The following is a 21,734-nucleotide window of genomic DNA, read 5'->3' as shown; positions in this document are numbered from 1 at the left end:
GCGTCGTTGAGGGGGTGCAGCGAATTGCCGGGGAATTCGATGAGTGGCGGTGTTCCGGGGTTACTGGTGACGGGACGCTACCGATTGGTCGAAAGTATTGGTCAGGGGGGAATGGGGCGGGTGTGGCGAGCCGCCGACGAAATACTCGACCGGCAGGTCGCGGTCAAGGAAATGCGGATCGACGGCCTCGATCCGGAGGACACGCGCACCCGCCGCGAACGCACCCTGCGCGAGGCCAGGGCCACGGCCCGCATCGACCACCCCAATGTCGTCCGCGTCTACGACGTGGTGGACGAGGGTGAACGGCTGTGGATCGTCATGGAGTTGGTGTCCGGCCGTTCCCTTGAGCAGATCATGGTGCGGGAGGGCCCACTGGGCCCACGGGAGACGGCCCGCATCGGACTCGGACTGGTGGCGGCGCTGCGTCAGGTGCACGCGAGGGGGGTGCTGCACCGGGACATCAAGCCGGGCAACGTGCTGGTGGAGAGCGGCGGGCGGCGTGTCGTCCTCACCGACTTCGGCATCGCCGCGATCCAGGACGCCAAGGCGCTCACCATGGTCGGCATGCTGGTCGGCTCCCCCGACTACATGGCCCCCGAACGCATCTCCGGCCGTCCGCAGGGCCCGCCGTCCGACGTGTGGTCCCTCGGCGCGACGCTGTGCGCGGCCCTGGGAGGCCGTTCCCCCTTCTCCCGCGACACGACCTTGGCGACCCTGCACGCGGTGCTGCACGATGAGCCTCAACTTCCCCACAGCGCAGGTCCGTTGAACGAGACGCTGGCGGCCCTGCTGGTGAAGGAGCCGGCGTTCCGGCCGGGCCTGGACGACCTGGAGGCCGCCCTGCGCCCGGTGGCGTATCCGGAACCCACGCCCACCGTGGCCGTGGCCGGGGACGGAGACGGGGACGGGGACGGGGACGGCGCCAGGGAAGGGGAAGGGGACGGAGACGGCGCCAGGGAAAGGGACGGGCGCGGGCACGGTGGCGGCAGCGGGGAGGTGGGGCAGCCAGCACGGTTGCCGGGGACGGAACCCGGGCAGGGCAGCCCGGGGAACCCGGCCATCCCGCCGATCCCGCCGACCCCGGCTTTCCCGTGGGCGCCCAGGGAGTGGCCGACGCCGGTGCCGCTTCAGCCGCCGCCAACGGTGGTGCCGCCGTCCGGCGCGGCGACGAGCGGCCCGGCCGCCTCGGCCGCCGCCCACCCGGATCTCACAGCTCCCGGGGCCCCTGCTCCTCCCGGGACCGCGCGGAGCCCGGCTCCGCCCGCGCAGCACCCGGCCGGCGTACCGCCGACGCGGGCGGTGACCGGGCGACACAGCGTGCCCGGCACACGGCCGGGGCAGACCGTCGGAGGGCCACCAGGGGCAGGTGTGCCAGGTGTGCCAGGTGTGCCAGGTGTGCCAGGTGTGCCAGGTGTGCCAGGTGTGCTGGGGGCGGCCATGGCGGCGCCCCTCGGGCCGCACGGCAGGAGGCGTCGCCGGGCCGGGCTGGTCATCGCCGCGGGGGCGGTCGTCGCCGGGACCGTACTCGGGGTCGTACTGGCCCTGCCGGACAACGGCGGGGCGCGGAACGACGCGGCGGGTAGCACCCAGCCGTCCGCATCCTCGGCATCCTCGGCATCCTCGGCATCCTCGGCATCCTCCGCTTCGTCCGGGTCGTCGCCGTCGGACCCGTCGCCGTCTTCGCCGTCTTCGCCGTCTTCGCCGTCTTCGCCGTCTTCGCCGTCTTCGCCGTCTTCGCCGTCGTCCCTGTCCTCCCCGTCACCCTCACCCACCGTCGAGGGCACGTCGCGGCCGCCCAGCCTGCCGCCGGGCGCGCACTGGGAGGCGGGCGGGTTCGCGTGGGCGACGCCGAAGGGGTGGCGGCGGGACGTGAAGACGGGCGCCGAGGTGCACTACACCGCGCCGGACGGCACGCAGGAGCTGGCAGCCAAGTCCTCTCTGGCCCGCGGCGACCTGATGGAGACCTGGCGCACCTCGGAGCAGAACGCCCACCAGGGCCAGGACTACCGCAAGATCCGCCTGGCACGGACGACCTTCCACGGCCACCCGGCGGTGATCTGGGAGTACACGTTCACTCTCAAGGGCATCCCGTGGCACGCCCAGTTGCTCGGCTTCGACGCGGACGGCAAGTCGTACCAGATCAACACCTGGTACCAGCCGGACGTGGAACCGCAGGCGCTGACGACCTACGGGAGGGTCAAGGACAGCTTCACGGTGCTGTGACCGCAGCAGAAGCGGGAGAAGGAGCGACAGCAGGAGAAGAAGAGCGACAGCGGGAGAAGAAGAGCGAGAAGCGAGAAGCGAGAAGCAGGAGAAGAAGGAAGAAGGAGCGGGGAAAGGCGAAGGGAGCCCCGAAGGGCTCCCTCGCGGATGGTTTCCGGTGCTCGCGTCAGCCGGCCGAGATCTTCTCCGTCCCGGCGGCCTGCGTCACGGGCCCGGCCTCGGACTCGGCCGTGGCCCGGCCGCCGCCGAGCTTCTGCTTGACGACGGCGATCGCCACCACGATCGCCGCGACCAGCACCGACAGCAGCACGGTCGTGCGCCCGCTGCTCTCGCCCTCGGTGTCGGTCAGCATGTAGCCGAGGACGAAGACGATGAACGCGGCCGTCGCCCAGGTCAGGTACGGGTACAGCCACATCTTCACGACCAGCTTCTCCGGCGCCTCACGCTGGATGATCTTGCGCATGCGCAGCTGCGAGAAGCAGATCACCAGCCAGACGAACAGGGCGACCGCACCGGAGGAGTTGACGAGGAAGAGGAAGACGGAGTCCGGGAACTTGTAGTTGAAGAACACGGCGACGAAGCCGAAGACCACCGACACGACGATGGCGGTCATCGGCACACCGCGGCTGGTGGTCCGCGCGAACGCCTTGGGCGCGTCGCCGCGCGCGCCGAGCGAGAAGGCCATGCGGGAGGCCGTGTACAGACCGGAGTTGAGGCAGGACAGCACCGAGGTCAGCACGATGAAGTTCATGATCTGACCGGCGTGCGCGATGCCCAGGGAGTCCAGGGCGGCGACGTACGAGCCCTTGTCGCTGATCGACTTGTCGTTCCAGGGGAGCAGGGTGACGACGACGAGGATCGAGCCGAGGTAGAAGACGCCGATACGCCAGATGATGCTGTTGGTCGACTTGGTGACGGCCCGCTGCGGGTCCTCCGACTCGCCGGCGGCCAGGGTCGCGATCTCGCTGCCCATGAAAGAGAAGACGACGAGCAGCACACCGGTGAGAATGGCGCCGGGCCCGTGCGGCAGGAAGCCGCCGTGGTCGGTGAGGTTGCCGAAGCCCGCCTTGTCGCTGTGCGCACCGGGCAGCACGCCGAAGATCGCCAGCGCGCCGACGACGATGAACGCGCCGATCGCCACGACCTTGATACCGGCGAACCAGAACTCGAACTCGCCGTAGGAGCCGACGGAGACGAGGTTGGTGGCGGTGAGCACCACCATCACGATGAGCGCCCAGCCCCACTGGGGAACGGCGGGGATCCAGCCCTCGAGGATCTTGGCGCCGGCGGTGGCCTCCACGGCCAGCACGACGACCCAGAAGAACCAGTAGAGCCAGCCGATGGAGAACCCGGCCCAGCTGCCGAGCGCGCGGTCGGCGTGCGCGGAGAAGGAGCCGGAGGTCGGGTTGGCGGCGGACATCTCGCCGAGCATGCGCATCACGAGGACGACGAGGGTGCCGACGAGGGCGTACGACAGGAGGATGCCGGGGCCGGCGGTGGCGATACCGGAGCTGGAACCGACGAACAGTCCCGCACCGATGACACCACCGATCGCGATCATCGTCAGGTGACGGTTCTTGAGTCCGGCCTTAAGCCCGGAACCGTGTTCTTCGGGGCTTGTGTGGCCGCTTCCAGCCTTTGGCAGGGTCGGCTGCGAGGTCATGGACGGAATTCCTTTGCGCCGGGTGAGCGGTTACTCGTACGAGCGGTGTACGAGCCGGTCCAGTGAATCGGAGGCAACGGAATTCGTGAACCTTCGAAACGCAATCGTTACTTGAGGTTCTCTTGAGGTTTGTAGTGTTGCTCACAGTTTTTGACGAGGAGTGGTAGGGCGCCACCCGGCGCGTCCGCCCGCCCTGTGCCGTGTCACACTCGGACCATGCGCGTGTATCTCGGCTCGGACCATGCGGGCTTCGAACTCAAGAACCACCTCGTCGAGTGGCTCAAGGCGGCGGGTCACGAGCCCGTCGACTGCGGGCCGCACATCTACGACGCCCAGGACGACTACCCGCCCTTCTGCCTGCGCGCCGCGGAGCGCACGGCCGGCGACCCCGACTCCCTCGGCATCGTGATCGGCGGCTCCGGCAACGGCGAGCAGATCGCGGCGAACAAGGTCAAGGGCGTGCGCGCGGCCCTCGCCTGGAGCGAGGAGACCGCGTCGCTCGGCCGGCAGCACAACAACGCGAACGTCGTCGCGGTGGGTGCGCGCATGCACACGGTCGAGGAGGCGACGAAGTTCGTCGAGACCTTCCTCGGTACCCCGTTCTCCGGCGACGAGCGCCACATCCGCCGTATCGACATGCTCTCGGCCTACGAGACGACGGGCGACCTCCCCCCGATCCCGGCACACCACCCGCAGCAGTAGGGCAACCCGCCACGGGGCTTCGTGTCCGACGGCGACGGAGACCCGTGCCGGCGGTGGCGGGACTTCGTGCCGGTGGTGACGGGGCTCCCTGCCGGGGGTGCAGGGGGCCGGAGCCCCCGCCGGGGTCCGGGGCGGAGCCCCGGAGCTGGGTGACGCTTCCCCCACCGAGACGGGTGGGCGGCTGGGAAGGACGGGGTCCGGGGCGGAGCCCCGGGCGGCAGGAAAGGACACGGCACCGTGCCAGAGGGGCACACGATCCACCGCCTCGCGCAGGACTACGCCGCCCGCTTCTCACGCGGCCCCGTACGCGTCACCAGCCCCCAGGGCAAGTTCTCCGACGCCGCCGACCTCCTCACCGGCGCGGAGCTCACCGGCACCGAGGCCCACGGCAAGCACCTCTTCCTCCGCTTCCGCGACAGCGACTGGGTCCACATCCACCTCGGCCTCTTCGGCAAGGTCACCTTCGGCGGTGCCCCCGCACCCCCGCCCACGGACACCGTCCGCCTCCGCCTCGCCGACGAGAGCGCGTACGTCGACCTCCGCGGCCCCACCACCTGCGCACTGATCACCGAGGCCGAGAAGAACGCCATACACGCCCGCCTCGGCCCCGACCCGCTGCGCCCCGACGCCGACCCGGCCACCGCCTGCGCCCGTATCCGCCGCAGCCGTACGACGATCGCCGCGCTCCTCATGGACCAGAAGGTCATCGCGGGCGTGGGCAACGTCTACCGCGCCGAGGTCCTCTTCCGGCACCGCATCGACCCCTACCGCCCCGGCAGGGACCTCACCCCGGCCGAGTGGGACGCCATCTGGACCGACCTCGTCGAGCTCATGCACGAGGGCGTCCGCAACAACCGCATCGACACCGTCCGCCCCGAGCACACCCCCGAGGCGATGGGCCGCCCGCCCCGCGTCGACGACCACGGCGGCGAGGTCTACGTCTACCGGCGGGCCACCCTGCCCTGCCACATCTGCGCCACCGGGATCCGTACCGCCGACCTGGCCGCCCGCAATCTCTTCTGGTGCCCCACCTGCCAGAAGCGCTGAGGCCGGGGCCGCCGGACAGCGGCCCCCGGTGCTGAGACCGGAGCACTAGAAGCCGTGCGGCAGCCAGGGCGCCACCGCCGACCCGAACCCCACCGACGCCTCCGCCAGCGCCCCCCGCCGCAGCTCCCGTATCCGCCCGGCCGCCGCCAGCGCGGCCAACGGCACACCGCCGAGGTACGCCGCGCCCAACTCCCTTACGGACAGGGCCAGATCGGCCGCGTCGGACGTACGCTCGCAGGACGCCCCCTTCGCGTCCCCGCTCAGCCGCCAACGCCCCTGGTTCCAGGGGCAGAACGCGTCCTCCAGCTCGAACACCACGTCCACCGGCGCCTGGTAGGTCCGCGCGGCCAGCGCCGCCCCGACGTCGACGAGCCGTACGTAGCACGCGTCGCGCAGCCGCGGCCGGGCGCGCCGGATGTCGGACACCAGGTACTGCCAGGCGTCGTCCACCGGCCGCCCGCGCACGGTCAGATTCGTCATCAGGTCGATGTCGAAGAGGAACCGCCACAGCGCCGCGTCGGTCGCCGGGTCCAGCGCGGCGAGGTCGTCCAGCAGCACCGTGCCGTCGTGCCCGCCGACGCCCCAGCCGATCCTGGTGCGGTAGCGGGCGTACCCCGTGACCTCGCCGTCCCGCTCGGCGACCACGCACTGCAGCGGTGACGCGCCGTCCCGCTCGCTCTCCGGGTCGAGCAGACCCGCCCGCTCCCAGCCCGCCCGCCGGGCCAGCATCCCGGGCCGTGCGGGCACCAGCCGTGCGTACACCGCCTCGCACGCGCCGAGCACATCGGCGGGCGCCGCATACCTCAGGCGTACGTCGTCGGTGCCGGCCGGTACCGACAGCGTCACCCGGCTCGTGTCGATCTCGGCTCCGAGTTGGAAGGTCGCCGCGCCGTACCCGAACCGGCCGTAGATCGCGGGCTCGGAGGCGGTCAGCACCGCCAGCGGCTCGCCCCAGGAGCGCACGTCGTCCAACTGCCGCCGCATCATCGACGTCAGCACGCCGCGCCGCCGGTGCGTGGCGGCCACGCTGACCATCGTGACGCCGGCCGCGGGCACCGGGGCACCGCCGGGCACGGTCATCAGGAAGCTGAACGCCCCGGCCGTCCCCACGCACACGTCCCCGTCCCGGACCACCAGAGACCGGTCGAATTCCGTCAACGAGCGGTCCAGTTCCCGTTCCTCGGGCGACGCCGGCCCTCCGCCGAAGGCGCGGACCAGGTTGTCGTACCACGTGTCCCACTCGTCGCGCCGCAGCACCCTCGGTCCGGTCGCAAGGTCAGTCGCCATGAGCCATGCCTACCAGGGCGGTGGGGGACGGGCGAGCGAATTTCGCCGGGGTGGCAGCGCGGTGGCTCTCTGTGAAGTTCACTGTGAAGTCGAGCCTCGGAAGGGGGACAAGTGGGACCTCCCGTGCCAGGCAGCAGGTCTGATGGATAGGGTCCCGAACTAATGGCAGCAGGACTTAGGCGGCGCGCGGAAGCCGAGACGTTCACGGCCCGGTTGAAGATGCAGTGGCACCGGGTGCGCGTAGGCGTGCGCCGGGCCGCCGTCGACTACTTCCGCGGGGACGGTTCGGACTGGATCGCGCTCGGCGGACTGCTGCTGACCATCCCGCTGATCGCGGCGCTGACCCTCGCCAACTCGGTCTGGTTCTCGCCGGTCGCGCTCGTGCTGCCCATCGTCGCGGGCGGCCTGCTGCTGCGCCCGGCGAGCCTGCTCGGCCTGTACGCGGCGGGGGCCACGGCACTGATCGTGGAGTCGGTGCGGCTCGGGCCGTACACCGAGGGCCCGTCCCGGGTGACCCCGGGCGTGGTGCTGGTGGTCGCGGCATGCGGCTTCTTCGGCCTGCTGATCGCCCAGTTCCGAAGCCGCGTCGGCGTGCCCTGGCGGCGCGGCGGCACCATGCTGTTCGACCTGCGCGAACGCATCCGTGTGCAGAGCAAGTTGCCGCAGCTGCCGGGCGGGTGGCACCACGAGATGGCGCTGCGCCCGGCCGGCGGCCAGTCCTTCTCCGGCGACTTCGTGGTCGCGGCCCGCACCAACGGCGGCCGCACCCTGGAGGTCGTCCTCACGGACGTGTCGGGCAAGGGCATGGACGCCGGATCCCGGGCGCTGCTGCTGTCCGGCGCCTTCGGCGGTCTGCTGGGCAGCCTGCCCCCGCACGCGTTCCTCCCGGCGGCCAACGGCTACCTCCTGCGCCAGGACTGGGATGAGGGCTTCGCGACCTCCATCCACCTGGTGCTGGACCTGGACTCCGGCGACTACGAGTTGTACTCCGCCGGGCATCCGCCCGGCCTGCAGCTCAGCGCGGGCAGCGGCCGCTGGGAGGAGAAGGCCGCCGAGGGCCCACTCCTCGGTGTGTACGACGGCGCCCAGTTCGACCCCGTCAAGGGCTCCCTGCGCTCCGGCGACGTGCTGATGCTGTTCACCGACGGCCTGGTGGAGACGGCCGACCGGGACATCGTCGAGGGCCTCGACCGCCTCACCGGCGAGGCCGACCGCTACGTCGCCGGCGGCTTCCACGGCGCAGCCTGGCATCTGATCGAGGCGGTCGCCAAGGACGTCAACGACGACCGCGCGCTCCTGCTGATCTGCCGCGAGGGCCCGACGGCCCAGGCGATCCGCTGACGGCCGGGGGCGATCCACCGGCCGGACCGGCCGGACCGGCCGGTTTGTGCACGCCGGCCGGACCGGCCGGTTCGTCCACGCAGGCCGGTTCGGGCATGCTGGCCACACCGGGCGGGTGGCCGGAAGCCGCTCGGTGCCCCGGGAGACACTGAACAGGTGACCGAGACACCGCCCCCGGCGCCCCCGCGCCGGCAGCACCCGCTCCCGCTCCCGATCCCGCACCCGCTTCCGCACGAGCGCCCGCTGACCCTGGCCGAGGTCGAGTCCGTGGCCCGCGCCGCGCACGCCGGCCAGACCGACAAGGCGGGCCGCCCCTACGCCGGGCATCTTCAGGCCGTCGCCGAGGGCGTACGCGCCCGGGGCGGCGACACCGACCAGATCGCGGCGGCCTGGCTGCACGACTCCGTGGAGGACGCCGCCCTCTCCGGGCGTTGGCTGTGCGAGGCGGGGCTGAGCCGCCGGACGAAGGACATCGTGCTCGCGGTCACCAAGCGGGCGGGCGAGGACCCGGCGGCGTACGCGCGGCGCATCCTCGCCACGCCCGGCGCGCTGCTGGTGAAGGAGGCGGACCTCGCGCACAACGCCGACCCGGGCCGCCTGGCGGTCCTGGACGCGGCGACCCGCGCACGACTGACCGAGAAGTACGCACGGATGCGCGCACTTCTCGGTCTCACGGATGCGGGACCCGGCGGGCCGGGTCCCCTGGGTTAGGCGCCGACCTTCTCGAACTCGGCCGTGCGGACCGTGGAGCCCTCGTGCTCGCGGGTGGCGGCCGGTGCGACCGCGTCGTCCTGCGGCCGGAAGGCCCATTCCATCCTCGGTTCCATGGCGAACCGGAAGACGCGTTGCACCGGCCGTGTGCACAGCAGGGTGACGGCCGCCGCCGCGAGGGCGGTGACCAGGGCCGCGCCGAGCGGGCGGTGCAGCCAGGCCGGCTCGAACCAGCCCGTGTACAGCACGGTCTTGACCACGAAACCGTGCAGCAGATAGCCGTACAGCGTGCCCGCGCCGAGCGCCGTGAACCAGGTGCGCCGGCCCGGTACCCAGGCGAAGAAGCAGGCGCTCAGCAGCAGCGCGCAGCCGAACATCGCCAGCACCATGACCGGCCCGGTCCACCAGGGGTCGCCCAGGTCCTGAGCGGCGCTCTGCCGGTAGAACCAGGCGAGGTCCAGGCGCGGCGCGCTCCACCAGCCGACGGCCAGCGCCGCCGCGAACACCGGCACCGACAGGATGCGCACCGAGCGGCGGCGCACCAGATGGAAGTGCTCGGGCTTCATGCACAGGCCCAGCACGAAGCAGGGCAGGAACTGCAGGACGCGCTGGAGGTCCAGATCGTCACCCATTCCCGGTGACACCGACGCGAGCACCGCGATGCCCAGTGCGATGGGCAGCGGCCACCGCACCAGCCTCCAGATGGGGGCGGTCAGCCGCCAGATGAACAGGGCGCACAGGAACCAGGTCAGGTACCAGGGGGTGAGAAGGCTGATCTGCCGGTCGGAGGAGCCGCCGACGAAGATCCGGAAGAGTGAATACGCCGTCTCGAAGACGACATACGGCACGACGACGCCGGTGATCAGCCGCTTGAGCCGGTCCGGGCGCAGGTCGAAATTGCGGGAGAAGAAGCCGGAGATGATGATGAACGCCGGCATGTGGAAGGTGTACACGACGTTGTACGCGGCTTCCAGGAACCGGCTGTCGCCCTTGATCGGTGCCCAGGAGTGGCCCATGGCCACCAACACGATCGCCAGGTACTTGGCGTTGTCGAAGAACGGGTCGCGCTGCCTTCCCGACTCGCCGGACCTGCCAGGGCCCCCGCCGGATCTGCCAGGGCTCGGCGCTCCCGGTGCCGGCGACTGTGCCGGCGGGAGCGGCGTTCTGTTCTGGCCGGGGGACGAGGCAGCGTGGAACATTTGAGGCACCCTAGCGTTGACTGTGGGATTCCGTGAAACCCCCGACGTCAGTCCTGGTTATTGGCTGCGGATACCCGGGATTTGACGACCATGACGTGATCGGATGGGTGACGGTCGACACATCGCGCATGCCGTTTGGTCACACCATATGCACCCTCAATGTCCGGATACATCCTGACCAGTTGGTGCATGGCGTCTTGTCTGCGACAACAATTCGAATTAGCTGCGAACGTGATGTGTGGACATGGAAACGATGGCTCGGAATTGACCGTGGCGCCACGGCGACGCCCACTGTCGAATTCCCGTGCGACGGCCACACGTGGCGGCGTACGACCCACACGTCCCACCCCTGGCGGGGCCGCCCCGGCCACGAGTTGTGGCACGGTCGTGACCGATGATGCGTCAGCCACGGCATAGGCGAGCCGGGTTGGTGGCACGATGGTTCCAGCGGGGGTGCGCGGGGTTGGCGCTCCCGGGCCGGGAGAGCGGACCGACCTAGGGTGTGATCAGTTGTGGCCATTTCACTGTCAGTGGTGCTGCTGTTGGCGATCATCCTGGTGGTGTTGCTCCGAGGGGGATCCATCAAGGCCGGGCCGGCCATCGTCGCCGTGCTCTTCGGCTTCTTCCTCGCCTCCACCGGCATGGCCCCGTCGATCAACCGCTTCCTGAACTCGATAGCGGAAACGATCAACTCGATCAGCTTCTGACCGCCGCGGCAGCGACACCGGACCCCGGGCTCGGCCGGCGGGGCCCTGCCGCGCTGCCACCCTGCGCCGCCCGGCGCGCGGGATGTGTGGCCACAGGCACGGCAGCCGCGGGTGTGTGCGGCGGTGGGAGCGTCCGGCCGTGGGAACTTCCGGCCGGGAACCTCCGGCCGTGGCGACTGGTCCCCCCGGAAACACCGAAGACCCAGAGCGGAGAAACAACCTCTCGCCTGGGCCTTCGACGTAAAGAGCGGGCGACGGGAATCGAACTCGCGCAGCCAGTTCGGAAGATCGGTTGTGAAGCTGGGTGCTGACCTGGCAAGAGGGCGACCTGCGCGTTTGTGGGCAACTTGCCGCACGCTCCCCGTTGCTCCCCGCTGTTCGCCATCCGATCGGGCACGTGGGGGGCACGTGCGTTGTGTTCCCGTCCCGCTGGCTTGCCAGTGGCGCTTGCGTGATCAGTGGCGCCGTCTTGGCTTCAAGGCCTGCTGTTGGCCGCTGTATGCGCTCTTGCCAAGATGCTCTCGGATGCTAGTAGAGGCGAGAGAAGGCTGATGAAGCAACTGCCAGGAAGCACGGGGGCTCTCCGCTCCGGGCCCGGCACGCGGGTCGAGGGCCGTGAGCTCGATGGTTACGAACTGTTCGGCGGAAAGGTCCGAGCGGTTGAGGATCCCGCTCAGCGGCCAGTCTTCCGCAACCTCACCTTGCGTGGTTGCACGGTGCGCGATTGCATCCTGGAAGGGGCGCTGTTGGAGGACGTCCTCATCGATGGCCTGGCCGGCCCCGAGGACGACCATATGCGGGTATTCGGCTGTGTTTACCGCCGGGTGGTGCTACGCGGTCACTTCGCCAACATCAGCCTGCTTCCGAAGCTGGGCATCTCGGCCGCCAATCTGTGGCCGCGGTACCAGCGAGCCAATGGTGAACACTGGGTCGAGCTGATCTGTGATGGTGACTGGGCCCTGGACATATCCGGGCTCACCAGCGGCCTTGACTTTCGCAGCGCCGCACCGGCCCGCCTAGTGCGTCGGGACCCTGAGACACAGATCGTGATGACAGCCGAGCAGGCGGTTCGTGGCGACTGGCGAAGTGTGCCCGGCCTTTGGGGGTCCCTGTTGGGAGCGAAAATCCACTTCTTCGAGCGCTCGGGGTGTCGCGACACGATCCTGATCGCCGACAAATCTGCACCCGACAGAGCGCGTCAGGTCGCGATGCTGCGCCAACTCCAGCGGATGGGCGCTGCACAGCCCGACTAGGGTTCCGCTTCCCGAGCACCTCACCACCATCCTCCCCAGCGTCCGCCACGACGGACCCACGGTCGGCGACGGCGCCCCCTCGGAGGGGGCAAGGTGCAGCCGTTACCGGATGAAACATGGGCCGGTTGATCAGGCGTCGAAGTCGTACTCCAGGACGTACGCGGCGGAGTCGAGGGTCATCTCGTTGACCTCGACGGGGCGCCCCTGGTCCGCGAATGCCGTACGGCAAATCATGATCACGGGGGTGCCCATGGAGAGCTGCAGCCGGCGGAACCGCGAGGGGCACGCCGGGGACACGCCGGACTGAACGGAACCCCAGGAAACGACCAGAGCCAGGCGGAGGAATGATCCTCTGACCTGGCCCTGAGTCGTACAGAGCGGGCGACGGGAATCGAACCCGCGTAGCCAGTTTGGAAGACTGGGGCTCTACCATTGAGCTACGCCCGCACACAATGCGCGCCGCAGATCGGGCGACCGCGGCACACACAGCATCGTAGCGGGTCACCCGCCGTCACCGCACACCCCATTCCGCCCGGCGCCTGCGCGGGACGTATGCGCAGGCCGAGATCACACGCTCGCCCGTGCACTTCGCCATCCGTCCCGGAGCGGCCGAGGCTCGGTTGCCTCCCCCCATCGGGTCATCGGGAGTGCGCGCCGCGGTGCTCGCGGGTGCCCGCGTGCGCGGGCGTGAGATGTAAGGGGTGCGCGCCCGGGTGCGCTCCGGGACGCACCGGTGCGCCGAGACTCGGGCCCGTGGTGGTGAAATGCGGCAGCCGTGCTGGCTGCGGGCATGTACCCTACGTGTCGCACCAGACGGGGTGTGGCGCAGCTTGGTAGCGCGTCCGCTTTGGGAGCGGAAGGCCGTGGGTTCAAATCCCGCCACCCCGACCACCCGCCGGCCGCCGGTCGGCGCCACCTCGCGTGATCCCGCATGATCGCCCTTTTGGGGCGTTGAGCGGCTGCGGTTACTATGCAAGCTGCGCGCCCGTGTGTCCGGCCCCCTGGGCCTACGAACTCCTTCGGGCGGCGAATCCGCCGGACAGCCCTCTGGCTCCGGCGAAATCCAAGAAGTCAGCCACAAGGAGACCGAACCGTGAAGAGCGCCGTGGAGACCCTGAACCCGACTCGGGTTCGGCTCACTGTCGAGGTGCCCTTCGAGGAGCTCAAGGACAGCCTCGACGCGGCGTACAAGAAGATCAACCAGCAGGTCACGGTGAAGGGCTTCCGCAAGGGCAAGATCCCGGCCCGCGTCATCGACCAGCGGTTCGGCCGCGGTGCGGTTCTGGAGGAGGCCGTCAACGACGCGCTCCCGAAGTTCTACACCGAGGCGGTCAACGAGGCGGAGCTGAACCCGCTGGGCCAGCCCGAGGTCGACATCACGGAGCTGAAGGACGGCGAGACGCTGAACTTCACCGCCGAGGTCGACATCCGCCCGACCATCGAGATCCCGGACTACTCCGGCATCGAGGTCGAGGTCGACGCGGTCGAGGTGACCGACGAGGACGTCGAGAAGGCGGTCGAGCAGCTGCGCGAGCGCTTCGCCTCCACCTCCCCGGTCGAGCGCGCCGCCGAGGACGGCGACGTCGTCACCATCGACCTGCAGGCCAAGGTCGACGGCGAGGTCCTCGAGGACGGCGTGGCGAACGGCGTCTCCTACACCATCGGCTCCGGCGAGCTCCTGGACGGCATCGACGACGCCGTCAAGGGCCTGGAGGCCGGTGGCGAGGCCACCTTCACCTCCGAGCTCAAGGGCGGCTCCGCCGCCGGCAGGGAGGCCGAGGTCACCGTCAAGGTCACCCAGGTCGCCGCCCGCGAACTGCCCGAGCTCGACGACGAGTTCGCGCAGCTCGCCTCCGAGTTCGACACCCTCGAGGAGCTCAGGGCGGACAGCCGCAAGCGCCTGGAGGACATGAAGCAGTACGACCAGGCCACGCAGGCCCAGGAGCGTGTCCTGGACAAGCTGCTCGAGCTGGTCGAGGTCCCGGTCCCCGAGAAGCTGCTCGAGGACGAGATCAACACCCGTAAGCACAACCTCGAGCACCACCAGCTCGGGCAGATGGGCCTCACCCTCGACAAGTACCTGGAGATCCAGGGCAAGACCGCCGAGGAGTTCGACACCGAGACCCGCGAGGCCGCGGTCAAGGGCATCAAGACCCAGTTCGTGCTGGACGAGCTCGTCAACAAGGAGAAGCTCAACGTCAACCAGGAGGAGCTCACCGAGCACCTCATGCGGCGTGCGGCCTCCTCCGGCATGTCCCCCGACCAGTTCGCCCAGGCGGTCGTCCAGCAGAACCAGGTTCCGCTGCTGGTCGGCGAGGTCGCCCGCGGCAAGGCCCTGGCCGTCGTGGTCGAGGCCGCGACCGTGAAGGACACCAACGGCGAGATCGTCGACCTGGACGACGAGGACGAGGCCACCGAGGACGAGGCCACCGAGGCCGCGGCCACGGACGCCGTCGCCGAGGCCGAGGCCAAGGGCGAGGGCGAGGGCGAGAAGGCCGACGAGGCCTGATCCCCGCGCGTCTTCCTCAGACGTACGTACGATGGGCCCTGGGAGCGTCTGACCCCAGGGCCCATCGGCGTCCCCGGGAGGCACCGGGAACCGCGCGCCCGGCCACACACGATCCGCATACATCCACGGTCCCCGGGCCCGACGGCGCTACGCCCCCGGCGAACACTCCCGTCTGCGGGATTCCCCGAAGGGACCCGCGCGTTAGGGTCCATGAATACGAGGGCAGGGGAGTCCCCGAATACGGCCGGGACGGCCCCGCGCCCCGGCAGAACACGTGAGACGGCCCGGCGCCGTCGTAAGACGAGCAGGTGGATACGTGACGAATCTGATGCCCTCCGCCGCCGGCGAGCCTTCCATCGGTGGTGGCCTCGGCGACCAGGTCTACAACCGGCTGCTCAACGAGCGGATCATCTTCCTCGGCCAGCCGGTCGACGACGACATCGCGAACAAGATCACCGCACAGCTGCTGCTCCTTGCCGCCGACCCGGACAAGGACATCTACCTGTACATCAACAGCCCCGGCGGCTCGATCACGGCCGGCATGGCGATCTACGACACCATGCAGTACATCAAGAACGACGTGGTGACCATCGCCATGGGCCTCGCCGCCTCGATGGGCCAGTTCCTGCTCAGCGCGGGCACCCCCGGCAAGCGCTTCGCGCTGCCGAACGCCGAGATCCTGATCCACCAGCCCTCCGCCGGCCTGGCCGGCTCGGCCTCGGACATCAAGATCCACGCCGAGCGGCTGCTGCACACCAAGAAGCGCATGGCCGAGCTCACCGCCTTCCACACCGGCCAGACGGTCGAGCAGATCACCCGCGACTCCGACCGCGACCGCTGGTTCGACGCCCACGAGGCCAAGGAGTACGGCCTCATCGACGACGTCATGGATTCGGCCGCCGGCATGCCGGGCGGCGGCGGCACCGGGGCCTGAGCCGCTTCAGGGACCCCACACGGCCCCTGACGCTCCCGCGGAGCGTCCGCCCCGCAGAATGCCGCCGAGGCGCCTCCGCGCAGCCCCAGCCAGCCCCCCAGCCGACCGCCCAGCCCCTTTCCAGGAGACACCGTGAACGACTTCCCCGGCAGCGGCCTCTACGACCGTACGCGCGCCGAGTACACCGCCCCCACGGCCGAGTACACCGGCCCCACGGCCGAGTCCCGCTACGTCATCCCGCGCTTCGTGGAGCGCACCTCCCAGGGCATCCGCGAGTACGACCCGTACGCGAAGCTCTTCGAGGAGCGCGTGATCTTCCTCGGCGTCCAGATCGACGACGCCTCCGCCAACGACGTCATGGCGCAGCTGCTGTGCCTGGAGTCGATGGACCCCGACCGGGACATCTCGGTCTACATCAACAGCCCCGGCGGCTCCTTCACGGCGCTGACGGCCATCTACGACACGATGCAGTTCGTGAAGCCCGACATCCAGACGGTGTGCATGGGCCAGGCGGCCTCCGCCGCCGCCATCCTGCTGGCCGCCGGCACGCCGGGCAAGCGCATGGCGCTGCCGAACGCGCGCGTGCTGATCCACCAGCCCTACAGTGAGACCGGCCGCGGTCAGGTCTCCGACCTGGAGATCGCCGCCAACGAGATCCTCCGGATGCGTGCGCAGCTGGAGGAGATGCTGGCCAAGCACTCCACTACGCCGATCGAGAAGATCCGTGAGGACATCGAGCGCGACAAGATCCTCACGGCCGAGGAGGCGCTGTCGTACGGGCTGATCGACCAGATCATTTCCACCCGGAAGATGAACAACGCGTCGGTCCGCTGACGCGGACGCTGTATCGTCTGCCGCTCCTTGGCACGGGCCACGTCGAAGTGAACCGTGCCAAGGGGGGCCCGAACGGGGGGCCCGGCAAGGTACCGTCGACATAAGGCAGCACCAGGAGCCGCTGGATCCAGGCGTCTCCCAGGCGAAGGGGAAGCACACCGTGGCACGCATCGGTGACGGCGGCGATCTGCTCAAGTGCTCGTTCTGCGGCAAGAGCCAGAAGCAGGTCAAGAAGCTCATCGCAGGGCCCGGTGTGTACATCTGCGACGAGTGCATCGACCTCTGCAACGAGATCATCGAGGAGGAGCTCGCGGAGACCAGCGAGGTGCGCTGGGAGGAACTGCCCAAGCCCCGCGAGATCTACGAGTTCCTCGACGGGTACGTCGTCGGCCAGGAGGCCGCGAAGAAGTCGCTGTCCGTTGCGGTGTACAACCACTACAAGCGGGTTCAGGCCGGTGAGAACGGCGGCGGCCAGGGCCGCGAGGACGCCATCGAGCTCGCCAAGTCCAACATCCTGCTGCTCGGCCCCACGGGCTCCGGCAAGACCCTGCTGGCCCAGACCCTGGCCCGGATGCTGAACGTCCCGTTCGCCATCGCCGACGCCACCGCGCTCACGGAGGCGGGATACGTCGGCGAGGACGTCGAGAACATCCTCCTGAAGCTGATCCAGGCGGCCGACTACGACGTCAAGAAGGCCGAGACCGGGATCATCTACATCGACGAGATCGACAAGGTGGCCCGCAAGAGCGAGAACCCGTCGATCACCCGTGACGTGTCCGGCGAGGGTGTCCAGCAGGCGCTGCTGAAGATCCTCGAGGGCACCACGGCCTCCGTCCCGCCCCAGGGCGGCCGCAAGCACCCGCACCAGGAGTTCATCCAGATCGACACGACGAACGTCCTGTTCATCGTGGGCGGCGCCTTCGCGGGCCTGGAGAAGATCATCGAGGGCCGCGCCGGCGCCAAGGGCATCGGCTTCGGCGCGACGATCCGGTCCAAGCGGGAGCTGGAGGCCAAGGACCAGTTCGAGGACGTCATGCCCGAGGACCTGGTCAAGTTCGGCATGATCCCCGAGTTCATCGGCCGGCTGCCGGTCATCACCTCGGTCCACAACCTCGACCGCGAGGCGCTGCTGAAGATCCTCGTCGAGCCGCGCAACGCCCTGGTGAAGCAGTACCAGCGCCTGTTCGAACTCGACGGCGTCGAGCTGGACTTCGAGCGCGAGGCCCTGGAGGCCATCGCCGACCAGGCCATCCTCCGCCAGACCGGCGCCCGCGGCCTGCGCGCCATCATGGAGGAGGTCCTGATGTCGGTGATGTACGAGGTCCCGTCCCGCAAGGACGTGGCCCGCGTCGTCATCACCGCGGACGTCGTCCACTCCAACGTCAACCCGACCCTGATCCCGAGGGACGCACGGGGCCGGGGCCCGGGCGAGCAGAAGACGGCGTAATCACCGTCCCGCACGCATGCGAAGGGGCCCCGGTCGACCGACCGGGGCCCCTTCGGCGTGCAGGGCGTCAGGCCTTGACGCGCACGTCGTTGCGGAGCTTGGCCGCGAGGTCGGCCGTCTGTTCGGTGGTGCCTCCGTCGCCGCCGGCCAGGCCGGCCAGGCTGAACGCCGTGACGTCCACGACGGTGCTGTGGTCACCCCAGACGCACAGCGGCATCTTGATGGACTTCGCGGCACTCGCGCCGGTGGACGAGGGGTCGGTGCTGTCGATCTGGGCCACCTGGCACTTCATGATGCCGTTGAAGCCCGACGGGTGGACCGTCTCAGGGCTGCCGAGCAGCTTGCCCTTGGTCTTGCCGCTGCCCGGGTCCTTCTCGGACTGCGACTTCAGCTTGGCGAACATGGCGTCCACGACCGCCTCGGGGTCGTCGATCGTCCCGTAGACACCGCGGAAGGAAAGGTTCTTGGCGGTCAGGCCCGTGCCGTTCACGTATCCGGCGCCGACGTCCTTGGGGTCCTTCACGCCCCACTTCTTGAAGTCCGCCAGGTCGCTGTCGCTCATGGAGTCCGAGCCGCTGCTGTTCGACTTCTTGTACGTCCCGTTGATCACCGTCGCCGGAGTGATCAGCTTGTGCGGGCCGTCGTCCGCCACCGAGCTGCTGCCGCTGCCCGAGAGGACGAAGTACGCGCCCACCGCGATCGCCGCGACGACCGCCACCGCGCCGATGATCAGGCCCGTCTTCTTCTTGCCGCCGCCCGGGGCCGGGGGCTGCGGGACGGCGCCGTAGGGCTGCTGGCCGTAGGGAGGCTGGCCGTACGGCGGCTGCTGCTGGCCGTAGGGGCTCGGCTGGGGCGGGACGCCCTGCGGGGGCTGCTGCGGGTAGCCGTAGCCGGGCTGCGGCTGGGCGGGGGGAGTCTGCTGGGGGTAGCCGTAGCCGGGCTGGGGTGCCTGGGGCGGCTGGCCGTACGGCCCAGGCTGTCCCGGCTGACCGTACGGTCCGGGCTGCTGGGGCTGCCCGCCGTACGGGCCCGGCTGGTTGTAGCTCATTACGGGGTTCCCCTCCAGATGCTTATGTGTTCACGACATCCTGGCGCAGGCACGGTCGGCGCACGGCATCGGGGGCCCCACCGTTACACAACAAATGCGGTTCGGGACGGCGTCGTGACACCTCTAAACTGGGCCCCGTGACCGAGAATGCTCAGCAGCAGCCACCAGCGCCCGACACCGAACTGCCGACCCAGTACGCGCCGGCCGACGTAGAGGGGCCGCTGTACGAGCGCTGGGTGGAGCGGGGTTACTTCGAGGCGGACGAGAAGAGCGACAAGCCGCCGTACACCATCGTCATCCCGCCGCCGAACGTCACGGGCAGCCTGCACCTGGGCCACGCCTTCGAGCACACCCTCATCGACGCCCTCACCCGCCGCAAGCGGATGCAGGGGTACGAGACGCTGTGGCAGCCGGGCATGGACCACGCCGGCATCGCCACGCAGAACGTCGTCGAGCGCGAGCTCGGCAAGGAGGGCAAGTCCCGGCACGACCTCGGGCGGGACGCCTTCGTCGAGCGGGTCTGGCAGTGGAAGGCCGAGTCCGGCGGCCAGATCTCCGGCCAGATGCGGCGCCTGGGAGACGGCGTCGCCTGGTCGCGTGAGCGCTTCACCATGGACGAGGGACTCTCCCAGGCCGTCCAGACCATCTTCAAGCGGCTCTACGACGACGAGCTGATCTACCGCGCCGAGCGCATCATCAACTGGTGCCCCCGGTGCCTGACCGCGATCTCCGACATCGAGGTCGAGTACCAGGACGACGACGGCGAGCTCGTCTCCATGAAGTACGGCGAGGGCGACGACGCCATCGTGGTCGCCACCACCCGTGCCGAGACCATGCTCGGTGACACCGCCGTCGCCGTTCACCCCGACGACGAGCGCTACAGGCACCTCGTCGGCAAGCTCATCAAGCTGCCGCTGACGGAGAGGTCCATTCCCGTCGTCGCGGACGAGCACGTCGACCCGGAGTTCGGCACGGGCGCCGTCAAGGTCACCCCGGCCCACGACCCGAACGACTTCGAGATCGGCCAGCGTCACGGTCTGCCCGCCATCACCGTGATGGACGAGCACGCCGTCATCACCGTCCACGGCCCCTTCCAGGGCCTGGACCGTTTCGAGGCCCGCTCGGCCATCGTCGCCGCCCTGCGCGCCGAGGGCCGGATCGTCGCCGAGAAGCGGCCCTACGTCCACTCCGTCGGCCACTGCTCGCGCTGCAAGACCACCATCGAGCCGCGTCTGTCCATGCAGTGGTGGGTCAAGGTCGGCCCGCTGGCGAAGTCCGCCGGTGACGCGGTCCGCGAGGGCAAGGTCAAGATCCATCCGCAGGAGATGGAGAAGCGGTACTTCGACTGGGTCGACAACCTGCACGACTGGTGCATCTCGCGGCAGTTGTGGTGGGGCCACCGGATCCCCGTCTGGTACGGGCCGAACGGCGAGGTCGTCTGCGTCGGTCCCGACGAGGAGCCGCCCGGCACCGAGGCGGAGGGCTGGAAGCAGGACACGGACGTCCTCGACACCTGGTTCTCCTCCGGGCTGTGGCCGTTCTCCACGCTGGGCTGGCCGGAGCAGACCGAGAGCCTGGCGAAGTTCTACCCGAACTCCGTCCTGGTCACCGGCTACGACATCCTCTTCTTCTGGGTCGCCCGGATGATGATGTTCGGCCTGTACGCGATGGACGGCACCCCGCCGTTCCACACCATCGCCCTGCACGGCATGGTCCGCGACCAGTTCGGCAAGAAGATGTCGAAGTCCTTCGGCAACGCGGTCAACCCGCTGGACTGGATGGACAAGTACGGCAGCGACGCCCTGCGGTTCACGCTCGCCCGCGGTGCCAACCCCGGCGTCGACGTGCCGATCGGCGAGGACTGGGTCCAGGGCTCGCGCAACTTCGCCAACAAGATCTGGAACGCCACCCGCTTCGCGCTGATGAACGGCGCGACCGTGGACGGCCCGCTGCCGGACGCCTCGCGGATGTCGGCCACCGACCGCTGGATCCTGTCCCGGCTGAACTCGGTCGTCGCCGAAGTCGACGCGTACTACGAGGACTTCCAGTTCGCCAAGCTGTCGGACGCGCTGTTCCACTTCGCCTGGGACGAGGTCTTCGACTGGTACGTCGAGCTGTCCAAGACGACGTTCCAGGCGGGCGGCGAGGCGGCCGAGGTCTCCAAGCGGGTCCTGGGCGAGGTCCTCGACGTCACCCTGAAGCTGCTGCACCCGGTGGTCCCGTTCGTCACCGAGACGCTGTGGACGACGCTGACGGGCGGCGAGTCGGTCGTCATCGCCGAGTGGCCGGCCGACAGCGGCTTCCGGGACGCGGACGCCGAGCGGGAGATCGAGACGCTGCAGTCCGTCATCACCGAGGTGCGCCGGTTCCGCGCCGACCAGGGTCTGCAGCCGGGGCAGCGGGTTCCGGCCCGGCTGGCGCTGGACGGCACGGCGCTGGCACCGCACGAGGCCGCCATCCGCCAGCTGCTCCGCCTCCAGCCGGAGGGCGACTCCTTCACGGCGACGGCGACGCTGCCCGTCGCGGGCACCGAGGTCGCGCTGGACCTGTCCGGCACGATCGACGTGGCCGCCGAGCGCAAGCGCCTGGCCAAGGACCTCGCGGCCGCGGAGAAGGAGAAGGCCCAGGCGGGCGCCAAGCTCGGCAACGAGGCGTTCCTGGCGAAGGCGCCCGACCACGTGGTCGGGAAGATCCGTACGCGGCTCGCCAAGGCCGAGGAGGACATCACGCGGATCGCCGCCCAGCTGGAACGGCTGCCGCAGGGCTGATTCCCCGTACGTCGCGCAGGGCCCCGGAGCCGTCGGGCTCCGGGGCCCTGCGCTGCCCCAG

Annotated in this window: 16 protein-coding genes, 2 tRNA genes and 1 pseudogene; 13 read left to right on the top strand and 6 right to left on the bottom strand. The window is 69.8% G+C overall.

The genetic code is table 11. From position 1 onward, the window contains the following. Positions 1–111 precede the first annotated feature (111 nt). A complete protein-coding gene (locus ACH4UM_RS16310; RefSeq protein ID WP_398178771.1) occupies positions 112–2,223 on the top strand; it encodes a serine/threonine-protein kinase in 2,112 nt (703 codons plus the stop codon). A 166-nt stretch (positions 2,224–2,389) separates the two neighbouring features. On the opposite strand, the gene ACH4UM_RS16305 is transcribed toward ACH4UM_RS16310, so the two are convergent. Continuing rightward, a complete protein-coding gene (locus ACH4UM_RS16305; protein WP_398178768.1) occupies positions 2,390–3,886 on the bottom strand; it encodes an amino acid permease in 1,497 nt (498 codons plus the stop codon). Between the two features lie 216 nt (positions 3,887–4,102). Here ACH4UM_RS16305 and ACH4UM_RS16300 point away from each other — a divergent pair, with 216 nt between their 5' ends. Then, positions 4,103–4,588, top strand: coding sequence for a ribose-5-phosphate isomerase (locus ACH4UM_RS16300; protein WP_398178766.1), 486 nt, complete (start codon positions 4,103–4,105; stop codon positions 4,586–4,588). A gap of 237 nt (positions 4,589–4,825) precedes the next feature. Beyond that, the gene (locus tag ACH4UM_RS16295; protein WP_398178763.1) at positions 4,826–5,635 is read left to right on the top strand and encodes an Fpg/Nei family DNA glycosylase; all 810 of its coding nucleotides are present in this window, start codon (positions 4,826–4,828) and stop codon (positions 5,633–5,635) included. A gap of 45 nt (positions 5,636–5,680) precedes the next feature. Here the strand turns inward: ACH4UM_RS16295 and ACH4UM_RS16290 are convergent, their stop codons facing one another. Next, positions 5,681–6,922, bottom strand: a complete 1,242-nt coding sequence (locus tag ACH4UM_RS16290; RefSeq protein ID WP_398178760.1) for a GNAT family N-acetyltransferase — start codon at positions 6,920–6,922, stop codon at positions 5,681–5,683. 162 nt (positions 6,923–7,084) lie between these two features. Here ACH4UM_RS16290 and ACH4UM_RS16285 point away from each other — a divergent pair, with 162 nt between their 5' ends. Both ACH4UM_RS16285 and ACH4UM_RS16280 read left to right on the top strand, forming a co-directional pair. Beyond that, positions 7,085–8,263: a PP2C family protein-serine/threonine phosphatase gene (locus ACH4UM_RS16285; protein ID WP_398178758.1), complete on the top strand. Its 1,179-nt coding sequence runs from the start codon at positions 7,085–7,087 to the stop codon at positions 8,261–8,263. Positions 8,264–8,476: 213 nt separating this feature from the next. Continuing rightward, positions 8,477–8,974, top strand: a complete 498-nt coding sequence (locus ACH4UM_RS16280) for an HD domain-containing protein (RefSeq protein WP_398179578.1) — start codon at positions 8,477–8,479, stop codon at positions 8,972–8,974. Here ACH4UM_RS16280 and ACH4UM_RS16275 read toward each other — a convergent pair. Further along, positions 8,971–10,173, bottom strand: a complete 1,203-nt coding sequence (locus tag ACH4UM_RS16275; protein ID WP_398178756.1) for an acyltransferase family protein — start codon at positions 10,171–10,173, stop codon at positions 8,971–8,973. The two genes, ACH4UM_RS16280 and ACH4UM_RS16275, sit on opposite strands and share 4 nt — an antisense overlap. 512 nt (positions 10,174–10,685) lie before the next feature. Here ACH4UM_RS16275 and ACH4UM_RS16270 point away from each other — a divergent pair. Together ACH4UM_RS16270 and ACH4UM_RS16265 are read left to right on the top strand one after the other, a co-directional pair. Beyond that, the gene (locus ACH4UM_RS16270) at positions 10,686–10,880 is read left to right on the top strand and encodes a hypothetical protein (protein ID WP_398178753.1); all 195 of its coding nucleotides are present in this window, start codon (positions 10,686–10,688) and stop codon (positions 10,878–10,880) included. Positions 10,881–11,431: 551 nt separating this feature from the next. Continuing rightward, the gene (locus ACH4UM_RS16265) at positions 11,432–12,133 is read left to right on the top strand and encodes a hypothetical protein (RefSeq protein ID WP_398178751.1); all 702 of its coding nucleotides are present in this window, start codon (positions 11,432–11,434) and stop codon (positions 12,131–12,133) included. A 129-nt stretch (positions 12,134–12,262) separates the two neighbouring features. Here ACH4UM_RS16265 and ACH4UM_RS16260 read toward each other — a convergent pair. Continuing rightward, positions 12,263–12,391 (bottom strand): annotated as a pseudogene (locus tag ACH4UM_RS16260) (GntR family transcriptional regulator); the annotation flags it as partial. 118 nt (positions 12,392–12,509) lie between these two features. Next, positions 12,510–12,580, bottom strand: a tRNA-Gly gene (locus ACH4UM_RS16255). Between the two features lie 367 nt (positions 12,581–12,947). Here ACH4UM_RS16255 and ACH4UM_RS16250 point away from each other — a divergent pair. The 5 genes from ACH4UM_RS16250 (at position 12,948) to clpX (ending at position 17,857) form a co-directional block, all read left to right on the top strand. Then, positions 12,948–13,024 (top strand) — tRNA-Pro (locus ACH4UM_RS16250). Positions 13,025–13,226: 202 nt separating this feature from the next. After that, a complete protein-coding gene (gene tig, locus ACH4UM_RS16245) occupies positions 13,227–14,642 on the top strand; it encodes a trigger factor (RefSeq protein ID WP_398178748.1) in 1,416 nt (471 codons plus the stop codon). Between the two features lie 328 nt (positions 14,643–14,970). Next, complete coding sequence (locus ACH4UM_RS16240; RefSeq protein ID WP_398179575.1) at positions 14,971–15,576, top strand: ATP-dependent Clp protease proteolytic subunit; 606 nt, start codon at positions 14,971–14,973, stop codon at positions 15,574–15,576. A 132-nt stretch (positions 15,577–15,708) separates the two neighbouring features. Continuing rightward, on the top strand, positions 15,709–16,410 hold the full coding sequence (locus tag ACH4UM_RS16235; RefSeq protein ID WP_398178745.1) for an ATP-dependent Clp protease proteolytic subunit: 702 nt from the start codon (positions 15,709–15,711) through the stop codon (positions 16,408–16,410). Between the two features lie 160 nt (positions 16,411–16,570). Continuing rightward, positions 16,571–17,857: an ATP-dependent Clp protease ATP-binding subunit ClpX gene (gene clpX, locus ACH4UM_RS16230; RefSeq protein WP_398178742.1), complete on the top strand. Its 1,287-nt coding sequence runs from the start codon at positions 16,571–16,573 to the stop codon at positions 17,855–17,857. Positions 17,858–17,924: 67 nt separating this feature from the next. Here the strand turns inward: clpX and ACH4UM_RS16225 are convergent, their stop codons facing one another. Then, positions 17,925–18,905: a hypothetical protein gene (locus tag ACH4UM_RS16225; protein WP_398178739.1), complete on the bottom strand. Its 981-nt coding sequence runs from the start codon at positions 18,903–18,905 to the stop codon at positions 17,925–17,927. Positions 18,906–19,042: 137 nt separating this feature from the next. On the opposite strand from ACH4UM_RS16225, the gene ACH4UM_RS16220 reads away from it, so the two are divergent. Next, complete coding sequence (locus ACH4UM_RS16220) at positions 19,043–21,673, top strand: valine--tRNA ligase (RefSeq protein ID WP_398178736.1); 2,631 nt, start codon at positions 19,043–19,045, stop codon at positions 21,671–21,673. The last annotated feature ends 61 nt before the right edge of the window (positions 21,674–21,734 follow it).

This window comes from Streptomyces sp. NPDC020801 (assembly GCF_044334385.1).
GTDB lineage: Bacteria > Actinomycetota > Actinomycetes > Streptomycetales > Streptomycetaceae > Streptomyces.
The sequence above is the reverse complement of the archived record's forward strand: the minus strand, read 5'-3'. Positions and strand labels throughout refer to the sequence as shown.